The organism is Marinoscillum sp. 108 (assembly GCF_902506655.1).
In the GTDB taxonomy this organism is placed as follows: Bacteria; Bacteroidota; Bacteroidia; order Cytophagales; family Cyclobacteriaceae; genus Marinoscillum; species Marinoscillum luteum.
The window spans coordinates 3,219,634-3,231,503 of record NZ_LR734808.1; the positions used below are offsets into that span (position 1 = coordinate 3,219,634).

At 44.9% G+C, this 11,870-nt stretch carries 13 protein-coding genes; 8 read left to right on the top strand and 5 right to left on the bottom strand.

All coding sequences use genetic code 11. The features are described 5' to 3' along the window. Positions 1-8: 8 nt before the first annotated feature. Genes GV030_RS13030 through GV030_RS13050 form a run of 5 tightly spaced genes read right to left on the bottom strand, consistent with a single transcriptional unit; the run spans position 9 to position 4,481 of the window. On the bottom strand, positions 9-2,528 hold the full coding sequence (locus GV030_RS13030; RefSeq protein WP_159582749.1) for a heme lyase CcmF/NrfE family subunit: 2,520 nt from the start codon (positions 2,526-2,528) through the stop codon (positions 9-11). A gap of 3 nt (positions 2,529-2,531) precedes the next feature. Continuing rightward, on the bottom strand, positions 2,532-2,936 hold the full coding sequence (locus tag GV030_RS13035) for a cytochrome c maturation protein CcmE (protein WP_159582750.1): 405 nt from the start codon (positions 2,934-2,936) through the stop codon (positions 2,532-2,534). A gap of 3 nt (positions 2,937-2,939) precedes the next feature. After that, positions 2,940-3,149, bottom strand: coding sequence for a CcmD family protein (locus GV030_RS21490; protein ID WP_221413340.1), 210 nt, complete (start codon positions 3,147-3,149; stop codon positions 2,940-2,942). 4 nt (positions 3,150-3,153) lie between these two features. Next, positions 3,154-3,813 carry a cytochrome c biogenesis protein CcsA gene (ccsA, locus tag GV030_RS13045; protein ID WP_255465471.1) on the bottom strand — a complete coding sequence of 220 codons (660 nt, stop codon included), beginning with the start codon at positions 3,811-3,813 and terminating at the stop codon, positions 3,154-3,156. 14 nt (positions 3,814-3,827) lie between these two features. Beyond that, positions 3,828-4,481, bottom strand: coding sequence for a heme exporter protein CcmB (locus GV030_RS13050; protein WP_159582752.1), 654 nt, complete (start codon positions 4,479-4,481; stop codon positions 3,828-3,830). A gap of 90 nt (positions 4,482-4,571) precedes the next feature. Here GV030_RS13050 and GV030_RS13055 point away from each other — a divergent pair, with 90 nt between their 5' ends. From GV030_RS13055 to cysD, 8 genes are all read left to right on the top strand, one after another. After that, positions 4,572-5,591 (top strand): NAD-dependent epimerase, encoded by a 1,020-nt coding sequence (locus GV030_RS13055; protein ID WP_255465386.1) that lies wholly within the window; start codon positions 4,572-4,574, stop codon positions 5,589-5,591. Positions 5,592-5,599: 8 nt separating this feature from the next. Next, positions 5,600-6,646: a dTDP-glucose 4,6-dehydratase gene (gene rfbB / locus GV030_RS13060; RefSeq protein ID WP_159582754.1), complete on the top strand. Its 1,047-nt coding sequence runs from the start codon at positions 5,600-5,602 to the stop codon at positions 6,644-6,646. Next, on the top strand, positions 6,643-7,509 hold the full coding sequence (gene rfbA / locus GV030_RS13065) for a glucose-1-phosphate thymidylyltransferase RfbA (protein ID WP_159582755.1): 867 nt from the start codon (positions 6,643-6,645) through the stop codon (positions 7,507-7,509). Before rfbB ends, rfbA begins: the two co-directional genes overlap by 4 nt. Next, entirely contained in the window at positions 7,500-8,042 is a 543-nt protein-coding gene (gene rfbC / locus GV030_RS13070; protein WP_159582756.1) for a dTDP-4-dehydrorhamnose 3,5-epimerase, read from the top strand. The genes rfbA and rfbC overlap by 10 nt, the downstream gene beginning before the upstream one ends. A 1-nt stretch (position 8,043) precedes the next feature. Further along, positions 8,044-8,988: a UDP-glucuronic acid decarboxylase family protein gene (locus tag GV030_RS13075; RefSeq protein ID WP_159582757.1), complete on the top strand. Its 945-nt coding sequence runs from the start codon at positions 8,044-8,046 to the stop codon at positions 8,986-8,988. 10 nt (positions 8,989-8,998) lie between these two features. Next, entirely contained in the window at positions 8,999-10,252 is a 1,254-nt protein-coding gene (locus tag GV030_RS13080; RefSeq protein WP_159582758.1) for a nucleotide sugar dehydrogenase, read from the top strand. A 70-nt stretch (positions 10,253-10,322) separates the two neighbouring features. After that, a complete protein-coding gene (gene cysC / locus GV030_RS13085; RefSeq protein WP_370519073.1) occupies positions 10,323-10,913 on the top strand; it encodes an adenylyl-sulfate kinase in 591 nt (196 codons plus the stop codon). 3 nt (positions 10,914-10,916) lie between these two features. Continuing rightward, complete coding sequence (cysD, locus tag GV030_RS13090; protein WP_159582759.1) at positions 10,917-11,822, top strand: sulfate adenylyltransferase subunit CysD; 906 nt, start codon at positions 10,917-10,919, stop codon at positions 11,820-11,822. Positions 11,823-11,870 lie beyond the last annotated feature (48 nt).

The window sequence follows — 11,870 nt, forward strand, 5'->3', positions numbered from 1 at the left end:
CATGCAAATTACTCCATTCCTTTGTCACGCATCTTTTTAAACTCAGTGTAGCGTCTGTTGATAGCGATACCAAAACCGATAACGAGTAGTAACGTGCCCGACCAGAGGATATTGATCCATGGCTTTTCTACTGCCTCTATGATGATCCAGTCTTTTTGCGTGGTACTCAGACCAAAAACAAAGCTATTCTCTTCTGGCCTGATGGACTGAATCGTGATTCTGGAGGCAAGATCACTGACCACATCGGGAATACGGCCGGCCATTTTGTCCTTGATGATATAAATAGGCTCGGCAGTATACGTTTTTTGTTCACCTTCTATTTCGATGATCGCTTTCACTGCTACGTCCGATGGGCCCATTTCCACTCCTTCTATGCGCGATACGGGCACCATGTCGATAAACCTTGCCACATAGTCATTGATGAAAAACTGATCTCCGGGAGTCACGGTGATTTCTTGAATTTCACTCCACTCCACAGTTTGTTCCGGGTCGGGAAAGGTTCTCACATGTGTATAGAGGTCAGCTTTGAGGGTACGGCTGATATCGGGCGAGTACACAATCATGTCCATTGTTTCATTGATTTGCACCCTCGGGAAAAGCGTGAATTTGCTCCCATCCAACTTGCTATATTCTATTTCGAAGTAGCTGTTTTCAGGATTGATGATGGCTATGGTATCTCCTTTTTTGAGGGCTACATCGGTGCTCGATCGGCTGTCATTACCCATTACCAGCTGTAGTGGGCTGATGGCTCCTGCAATGTCGTTGATGTCTACATAACCCGAGTTTTTGGTCAGCTTCCTCAGTCCCTTGTAGTTGAGGGAGTAGCCTGCCATCTGCCTTGGCTCATTGAGAAATAAGAGGAGATTGTTTTGGTTGACCTCATCCGGAAATTCTTTACTCCAGAGCAGACCCGTGTTGTTTTTCGAAAGTATTTTGGAATACCCCGAGCTGAACAGAATACCAATCAGCATCATGGCCACCCCGATGTGGGCAATGGACCCGCCTGAGAGCTTTATGTTGGACCTGGCTACTGAGATGAGAATTTTCCCATTGGCAAAAATAGAATATACGGAAGCCGTCAGTAATAATAGATACCAGATGTTCTGGACTTTGGCCAGAATGAAAATCAGGGCGGTTACCACCAATGAAAGCATCACTGGCACAGTGAGCTCTTGTTTGAGTTTTTTGCCATCGATCTTTTTCCACCAAAAAAACTGGCCGGTTCCTGAAAGTACGGCCAATAGTATGGCAAAGTAAAGCTGAAACTGCGTGTAAAAGCCTACCTGATCTGCAGGAGGTGCCATATTGGAAGAGCCTCCGAAGGCTTCCACGATTTCGTTCCAGACCGGAATGGAGGTGGGGATGATGACCTGAAATGCCATTAGTGAAAGCACAGTGGCTCCCATGAAAATCCAAAATTCACGTGAATAGGCAGAGGTCTCCTCTTTACTCTCTGGAATATTTTTCCAGGCCCTGGCCGCCAAAAATATGGACAGACCAGTGAACACAAACAAGTAGATGAGCAACTGCCCTGAGAGTCCCAGGTCAGTAAAAGAGTGTACTGAGGCGTTGCCCAATACTCCACTTCTTGTGAGGAAGGTGGAATACACGATGAGTACATAGGTAGACAGAATCAAGATAATGGAAGCCTTAAGTGCGGCATCACTTTTCTTGAAAGCTATCATGGTATGAATGCCTGCCACCATGACGAGCCATGGTACGTAAATGGCATTTTCTACAGGGTCCCAGTTCCAGTAGCCACCAAAGTTCAAGGTCTCGTAGGCCCAGTAGGCTCCCATCAAAATGCCCACACCAAGTACTGCTGCTGAGAACTGAGCCCATGGAAGGGCTGGCCTGATCCATTCTTTGTATTTGCCCGTGATCAATCCTGCTATAGCATAAGCAAAGGGGATGACCGTAGTGGCAAAACCAAGAAACAGGGTAGGAGGGTGAATGACCATCCAATAATTTTGAAGCAGAGGGTTCAATCCTCGTCCATCTTCTGGGATAAAGTCTGGTTGAATCCGGAATATGGCATCGCTCACAACATCTCTTAGTAGGATGAAAGGGGAGCTCCCGATCTTCACATCGAAAATCACTACCCCCATAATCATGGAAACCAGAAATACCTGAGTAAAGGTAAATACCGCCATGAGGGACGGTCTCCAGGATTTGTTGGTGTGAATCAGGATGAGGCCTAGGACCGCATTCCAAAACATCCAGAGTAGGAAGGATCCTTCCTGGCCATTCCAAAAGCTGGACACCTGATAGTATGGTGGCAGGAATTTGGAGGTGTAGTTGTAAACATAATGGTACTCAAACATGTGACCTGAGATCATCACGAAGAGGGTGATCACTATGCTGAATATAGCTATGGCATGTACATAAAAGGCCCCTTTGGCAAATCGGGTCCATTTCTGCTCATTGTCATTGATGTTTTTGGCAAAAGCGTAAGTGGCAACTATGGCTGATACGAACGCCAATATAACCAGGAGGTGGCCCAAGTTGCCCGGGAAGTAGTGAATCATAGATTATACATTGACGCCTTCTTCCTGGTATTTAGAAGGGCATTTGAGTAATATTTTGTCTGCTACAAAATTTCCGTTTTGGTAGGCTCCCACCACCACTACCTGCTCAGAACGAAGAAAGTCCGTGGGCATGGGGTTAGGGTAATACACGACTTGAGAAACATTGTTCTCATCCAGCATTTCAAATTTGAAGGAAAGCATATCCGGGCTGCTTTCGATCCCAACTACTTCTCCTTCTGAAGTCTTTTTGAGCTTGCCTACCACGTGGATTTTGTTGTTGTTACCCTTTTCGGCCAGTGCTTTGGCGTCCTCGAAAGTGACATAGGCACTGGCGTCACCTGCGGTGGTCATGATGACCACTATGGCAATAGCGATGATGATGATTCCAAAAATGTGACTCTTTTTCATGGGTTATTTTTTATTGATGTCTTCTTCCAATTTCTTCAGTTTCCTGTCGATCCTCAGCAGGTAATAAAATAAACCGCCCAATATGATCAGGACCACCGCCAGGACCACATATATTTTCCCTTCACTTCGAAAAGTGTCCGCCATGGGAATCTGCAAGAGGATGGTGCTCAAAACAACCCCCAGGCTGTTCAATAAGTTCGGTAGTAAGTACATGAGGTTAATCATCTGTTTTTTGAATTAAAAGCGCATATCGGATTTTAATGGTAGTCACCCAAAAGCCGAGGAGTGTCCAGCCAATCACGGCTGGGTAAAAAACCATTCTGAGGTTGCTGTCCAGATCATAGGCATTAAATCCCGGGTTTCCACCGTTGCCAGGATGCAGGCTGTCTGTCATCCTGGGGAGGATAAAGAGCAACGGGATCAAGGCTGCAAATGCGAAAATGTTATATACTGCTGAAATCCGGGCTTTTTGCTGTTCATCCTGAAGAGATCCTCGCAAAATGAAGTATGCAAAGTAGATGAGTAGCCCAATGGCTGAAGCGTTCTGCTTGGGATCGCTACTCCACGGTTCGCCCCAGGTGAAAGTGGCCCAGAACATGCCGGTGACCATCCCCAACACCCCAAATAGAATGCCGACAGTGGCCAGTTGGCTACTGATAATGTCGTGCTTGTGTTCACCATTTGATAAATAGCGGATGGAGTGGATCACGGAAGCCAAAAACAAAAAAAGCATGCCAAACCACATCGGTACATGGAAGTGAAGCACGCGGATGGTTTCATTCAGAATAGGAAGACGTGGTACCGTAAAAAGAAGGCCACCCACTACTATATAGGCTAGTAAAATCATTGCCAGCCACTTCCACCAGTCCGTCTTCAAAAGATAATTCATAGCTAGGATTTCCAGGTAAAAGGAAACAGTATATAAGAGAGCGCAATGATAATAACATTCACGCTCAGGAGTGTAATCAGGTTGTCGTTTATGTCACTCCAAGATCCGCCCAAAACAATCGTCTTGGAATTGGAAATGGCTAGTATAAGGATAGGTATGATGACTGGAAATCCTAAAATGGCCATCATCACAGCATTATTGTTGGTTTTGCTGGCAATTGATGAAACCATGGTAAATGCAGAGGATAAACCAAATGAACCCACCAAAAGGTTGACCAGAAAAGGTGTCATTTCCTTTACCGGAAAGCCCAGGAAAATGGTATAGACCAACAATGCTCCTCCGATGAGAAGCCATTGGTAGAGGCTATAATAGATGAGCTTGGCTAGAATGATGCGCTCCGGTCTGATCAGATGAAAATAGTAAAGCGTTCGGTCTTCCTCTTGTGAGAAGCTCTTTGCCACGGCATTGATGGAGATAAAGAGTAAAATGAGCCAAAAAAGCGCGTTCCAGGTTTTGGGCTCAATAAAGCCCGTGAAGGACAGGTAACTGGTGATGATCAGTGAGGTGATATACAGCAGAATGCCCGCCAGCGGGTATTTCGAGCGCCAGTCTATTTGTAAATCTTTGTAAATCAACCATCTCAGTTGCTTGAGCATGTGGCAAAATTAAGAGTTAAAAACCTTACAATGCTCATGATTACTTGTAAAAAGGGCACAATGATTTTAGCATTGCATAAAAAAAATCCCTTGGAGAAGCAGACACCCATTTTGGTCACCGGTACAGCCGGTTTTATAGGATTTCATTTAGCCCGCCGATTATTGAACGAAGGTTATCAGGTTGTAGGCATAGATATGGTCAATGACTACTATGATCTTCAGCTCAAGGAAGATCGGCTTAAAATACTCGAAGCGTTCGAGGGATTTACCTTTTACCGCTTCAACCTGATGGACAAACCTAAGGTGTTCGAATGTTTTGAGAAGCATGGCTTTCAATATGCCGTGAATCTCGCGGCGCAGGCTGGCGTGAGGCATTCACTGACACACCCGCAGGATTATATTGATTACAATCTCACTGCTTTCCTGAATATTCTTGAAGCTTGTAAAAAGTTCGGAATTAAGCACCTTGTATATGCGTCCTCCAGTTCGGTGTACGGCGCAAATACCAATTTGCCTTTTTCCGAAAAACACAATATTGACCACCCGGTCTCTCTATATGCCGTGACAAAGAAGGCCAATGAGCTCATGGCTCATGCTTATTCGGTGAATTATAACATTCCTACTACTGGATTGAGGTTTTTCTCGGCCTACGGTACCTGGGGCAGGCCCGATATGGCCATGTTCATATTCGCTACCAAAATGCTCAAAGATGAACCCATAGATGTTTATAACAATGGGCAGATGCTCCGGGATTTCACTTATGTAGATGATATACTTGAGGGCATTTGCAGGTTATTGCCCCAGCCAAGCCTTCCTGATCCGGCATGGGACTCCAATGATCCTAATCCCAGTACAAGTTTTGGACCCTACCGGATATTCAATATTGGAAACAATTCGCCTGTCAAATTGATGGATTTTATTGAGGCGATTGAGAAGAAGATTGGGAAAAAGGCTAAAATCAATTTCTTACCTCTCCAGACCGGGGATGTACCATCAAGCGTGTCGGATGTTTCAGCGCTTGAGGAAGCCGTGGGCTATAAGCCTTCGACAAGTATTGAGACAGGAATTAATAACTTCATGGACTGGTACAGGGAGTACTATAATCTATAAATTGAGGAATGAAAAAAGTGCTTATCACAGGGGGAGCAGGCTTCATAGGATCTCATGTGGTCCGATTGTTCGTAAAAAAATACCCTGAGTACCATGTTTTCAATCTGGACAAATTGACCTACGCAGGGAATCTTGAGAACCTTCGTGATGTCGAGGCTGCTCCTAATTATACCTTTATTAAGGGAGATATTTGCGATGCTTCTCTGTTGGAGGAGCTTTTCGAAAAAAATGATTTTGATGGGGTCATTCACCTGGCTGCAGAATCACATGTGGACCGATCCATCAGTAATCCGATGGCCTTTGTGGAAACTAATGTCTTGGGAACGGTAACCCTTCTCAACGCAGCGAAGGCTAATTGGAAAGGAAAACCAGGCAAGCGTTTTTATCATGTCTCAACGGATGAGGTATATGGTTCTCTAGGAGCGGAAGGTTACTTTACCGAGGCTACACCATACGATCCAAAATCGCCCTATTCGGCTTCCAAGGCTGCATCGGATCATTTTGTGCGGGCGTATCACAATACCTACCAACTACCTGTCATTATCTCCAATTGCTCTAACAACTATGGGTCTTTTCATTTTCCGGAAAAGTTGATCCCACTTACCATACATAATATTCAGCAAGGGAAGTCAATCCCCGTATATGGAAAAGGCGAGAACATCCGGGATTGGTTGTTTGTGGAGGATCATGCGATCGCCATTGACGTGATCTACCACAAAGGGAAAACTGGCGAGACCTATAATATTGGTGGTTTCAACGAATGGACCAATATTGATTTAGTGAGACTGCTCTGCAAGATTATGGACCGGAAACTTGGCCATGTGCCTGGCACTTCTGATCGACTGATCACATTCGTCACCGACAGGGCTGGTCATGATTTGAGGTATGCCATTGATGCATCCAAACTTAAAAATGAACTCGGTTGGGAGCCATCCCTACAGTTTGAAGAAGGGCTGGAGAAAACGGTCGACTGGTATCTGGAAAATCAGGATTGGTTGTCAGATGTCACTTCGGGGGAGTATCAAAATTATTATAACGCACATTACCAGCAATGAAAGGAATCATACTAGCCGGCGGCTCAGGTACGAGACTGCACCCTTTGACACATGCCATTAGTAAGCAGATTCTGCCTGTTTATGACAAGCCGATGATCTATTATCCTCTTTCAGTGCTCATGCTGGCTGGTATCCGGGAGATATTGATCATTTCTACCCCAAGAGATTTACCCGTATTTGAGGAACTCTTAGGCAATGGAGAAAATCTGGGCTGTAAGTTTTCCTACGCGGTTCAGGAAAAGCCTGAAGGTCTGGCACAGGCATTTATCATTGGTGAGGAGTTCATTGGTGCTGACACCGTTGCTCTTGTGCTTGGGGATAACATATTTTATGCTTCAGGATTCTCCAAAAAGTTACAGGCATGTGCTGATCCCACTGGGGGAATCGTTTTTGCCTATCATGTGACAGACCCACAGCGCTACGGAGTGGTTGACTTTGACGAGCATGGTCGGGTGCTCTCAATAGAGGAAAAGCCAGCCAATCCCAAATCAAACTACGCCGTGCCCGGATTGTATTTCTACGACAATGAAGTGGTGGGCATAGCCAAGAGTATCAAGCCCAGCTCAAGGGGCGAGCTTGAAATCACGGAGGTCAACAACCAATACCTAAAGGCCGGAAAGTTAAGGGTAGAGAAGCTGGATAGGGGAACGGCCTGGCTGGATACCGGCACTTTCAAATCACTTATGCAGGCTGGTGAATTTGTTAGAGCGATCGAGGAGCGTCAAGGGTTAAAAATAGGTTGTATTGAGGAGGTTGCTTTCAAAATGGGTTTCATCACCCAGAAACAGTTGGAAGCGCTGGCGGAGCCACTATTGAAAAGTGGATATGGGGAATACTTACTTCAGGTACCAAAATGGAAGTGATTGAGACAGCATTGAAGGATTGCTTCATCATAAAAACCAAAGTTTTTGGTGATGAACGAGGATTTTTTCTGGAATCATTCAACCAGAAAGGACTGGCCGAGCAAGGCATTCATTTTGACGTAAAGCAGATTAACTTTGCCAAATCTGAGAAAAATGTTTTGCGTGGCCTCCATTATCAGGTAGCACCCTTTGGACAAACCAAGCTGGTGGGGGTGATTTCGGGAGCTGTAGTTGATGTGGTGGTGGATATCAGAAAATCCTCGCCCACATTTGGTCAGTCTCTCAAAATCGAGATCAGTACACAGGACACTTTTTTACTGATCCCAAAAGGATTTGCCCATGGCTATTATACCTTAGCGGATGAAACCATTTTCTATTATGCGGTGGACAATTCTTATTCACCCGAAAGTGAACGGGGAATCATATATAATGATCCTGATTTAAATATTGATTGGGGCATAAATGGAACGCCAAAGATTTCCACAAAAGATCAACATCAGTCCCTGATGTCAAAAGCTGAATTATTTAATTAGAATGACAAAGAAGAAAGTATTAATAACAGGAGGAGCAGGTTTTTTGGGTTCGCATTTATGTGATCGCTTTATCGCTGAAGGTTACGCAGTAGTAGCCATGGATAATTTGCTTACCGGCGACATTTCCAATATAGAGCATTTGATGGGACACAAGGATTTTGAGTTCCAACACCATGATGTGTCTAAGTTTGTACACGTGGCAGGAGACCTTGAGTACATTCTCCACTTTGCTTCTCCGGCTAGTCCAATTGATTACCTGAAGATGCCTATTCAGACCATGAAGGTAGGCTCCCTTGGTACATTAAATTGCCTGGGCCTGGCTAAGGATAAAGGAGCTCGGATGCTTATCGCTTCTACCTCTGAGGTATATGGGGATCCGTTGGTGCATCCTCAGACAGAGGATTATTGGGGTAATGTCAATCCCGTGGGTCCCAGAGGAGTTTACGATGAAGCCAAACGATTTCAAGAGGCTCTGACTATGGCTTATCATACTTTTCATGGCTTGGAGACGAGAATTGTACGAATCTTCAACACGTTTGGCCCCAGAATGAGGTTGGACGATGGCAGGGTGCTGCCGGCATTTATTTCCCAAGCTCTTAAAGGCGAAGACCTGACGGCTTTTGGGGATGGTTCTCAGACAAGGTCATTTACCTATGTAGATGATTTGGTGGAGGGGATTTATCGATTATTGAAAAGCGATTATGCCAGCCCCGTGAATATTGGTAATCCGGAAGAGATCACCATTAACGAGTTCGGCGAGGAGATCATCCGGTTGACAGGAAGCAAGTCCAAGATCAGCTATAACCCGCTGCCCAAAGATGATCCGAAGCAGCGCAAGCCGGATATTACCCTGGCGAAGGAACTACTGGGGTGGGAGCCTAAGTATACACGGTCCGAAGGCCTGAAACCAACCCTTGAGTATTTCAAGAAAAAAGTACTAGGTTAATTAGAAGGTGATGGAATTCAAAATTGCTGTCATAGGTCTGGGATATGTAGGACTACCACTTGCAGTGGAATCAGGGAGGAAATACAAAACAATCGGGTTTGATATTAATACCACAAGAATATCGGAACTGAAGGCAGGCACCGATAGAACTCAAGAGGTGGATAAAGAGGATTTGTTGGGCGCAAAGCACCTCACTTTTTCTTCAGAGCCGTCAGCTCTTTCAGATTGCAATTTTTACATTGTTACAGTGCCCACTCCTGTGGACCAGCACAAAAAACCAGATCTGAGTCCGATAATTAGTGCTTCCAGGATGATCTCATCCCTTTTGAAAAAGGGAGATATAGTAGTGTATGAGTCCACAGTTTACCCTGGCTGTACAGAGGAGATATGTGTGCCGGAGCTCGAGAAGAGTGGACTGGTATTCAATGAAGACTTTTTCTGCGGCTATTCACCGGAAAGGATCAATCCTGGAGATAAAGTTCACCGGCTGACAACCATCCTAAAAGTTACGAGTGGGAGCAATCCGGAAGCTGCAGAAACAGTGGATCATTTTTATAAGTCTATCGTCACTGCAGGTACCTACAAAGCCTCTTCTATTAAAGTGGCTGAGGCAGCGAAAGTGATTGAAAATTCCCAGCGCGACATTAACATTGCCTTCGTCAATGAGCTGAGTTTGATCTTTGATAGAGTGGGAATTGACACGCAGGAGGTTTTGGAAGCTGCTGGTACCAAGTGGAATTTTCTGAAATTCACACCTGGCCTTGTAGGGGGGCATTGTATCGGGGTTGATCCCTTTTACCTTACCTATAAAGCTGAGGAGTTGGGTTATCATCCGCAGGTGATTCTTTCGGGAAGGAAGATCAATGACAACATGGGAGCTTATGTGGCCCAGCGGACGATCAAGTTGCTTTCACAGAAGAAAAAGCTAAGTCAGCAAACAAAGGTGCTGATTCTGGGAATCACCTTCAAGGAGAACTGTCCGGATATCCGAAACTCGCGTGTCATTGATATTTACAGAGAACTGGTTGACTTTGGGGTGGATACGGATGTGTTCGACCCCAATGCGGATCAGGTAGAAGTGTCAGTAGAATATGGTATAAATATGCTTAATGAACCAGTTTACAGCAGTTACGAGGCGATTATACTGGCAGTCGCTCACGGTCAGTTTCTGGAATTGGACTGGTCGTCAATACGAAATAATATATCAGTAATTTTTGATGTAAAGGGGCTTTTACCTAAGGAATTTGTAGATTCGCGCCTTTAATGGTTTGTTTTTTTCAACAATTCGTCAAAAAACTGAATAAATAATCAGTTTCAATAACAAAACATTGAGTATCCAGGAAAACATCATACCGCACGATCATGCCATTAAACTGGAAGACAGAGTCCGGAAGAACGGCTATGCACCTAAACTGATCTGGTTTACAGGTCTTTCAGGATCTGGAAAATCAACATTGGCAAGTGCTTTTGAAGTCTACCTGTTCAATCAGGGATATGGTACGTATATTCTGGATGGAGATAATGTGCGTTCGGGTTTGAATAAGGATCTGGATTTTTCTGATTCCAGCCGAGTGGAGAACATTCGTCGGATTGCTGAAGTGTCTAAACTTTTCGTGGATGCCGGAGTAGTGGTGTTAACGGCTTTTATCTCACCGTTTAGGGCAGATAGGGCGCAAGCCAGGGATTTAGTGGGAGGAGAAAATTTCATTGAGGTGTTTGTGGATACACCTATTGAGGTGTGTGAACAAAGAGATGTGAAGGGCCTATATGCCAAGGCGAGAGCGGGAAAAATTCCGAATTTTACAGGGATAGATTCTCCTTTTGAGACCCCGGAACATCCTGATGTACACATACGGACTGCCGGCCAATCAGTGGAGGAGTCCCTTAAAGAATTGATCGAACAAATAGTACCAAAATTAAAATAGCAAATGAAGAGCTATAATTTGACGCACCTTAAGGAGTTAGAAGCAGAGTCGATATACGTCTTGAGAGAGGTTTTTGCGCAATTTGAAAATCCCGCCATTTTATTTTCTGGGGGTAAAGATTCTATTGTAGTTACCCACCTTGCCAGAAAGGCCTTTCATCCTGCAAAGATTCCATTTCCATTGGTGCATATCGATACTGGTCACAATTTTCCTGAAACCATCGATTTCCGGGATAAGTTAGTGGAGACCCTCGGAGCAAAACTGGTAGTAGGGTCTGTTCAAAAGTCCATTAATGATGGCAGAGCGGCCGAGGAGCGAGGTAAAAATGCCACCAGAAATGCCATTCAGACAGTGACACTACTGGATACAATCGAGGAAAATCAATTCGATGCGGCCATAGGTGGAGCAAGACGGGATGAGGAGAAGGCACGAGCCAAAGAACGGTTTTTTTCTCACAGAGATGAATTTGGTCAGTGGGATCCTAAAAATCAAAGGCCTGAGCTTTGGAATATCTTCAATGGGAAGCAGCACCATGGTGAACACTTTAGGGTGTTTCCATTGAGCAATTGGACGGAAATGGATGTTTGGCAATACATTTTGGCTGAGAACATCGACATCCCTTCATTGTATTTCGCGCATAAGCGGAAGGTGATCAGACGAAGCAATACCTGGCTTCCTGTTTCGGATTTCATACAGATTGATCCAAAAGAAGAAGTGGTGGAAAAGATCATAAGATTCCGAACGCTGGGAGATATTACCATTACAGGCGGGGTGGAGTCAGATGCTGATACCCTTGAAAAAATCGTGGAAGAGGTAGCCGCGGCAAGGAACACGGAACGAGGAGACAGGGAAGATGACAAGCGCTCTGAGACGGCTATGGAAGACAGAAAGCGGCAGGGGTATTTTTAGTGGATTAGCCATTAGCTGTTGGGTATTAGGCTTTGGCGGCTAGGTATA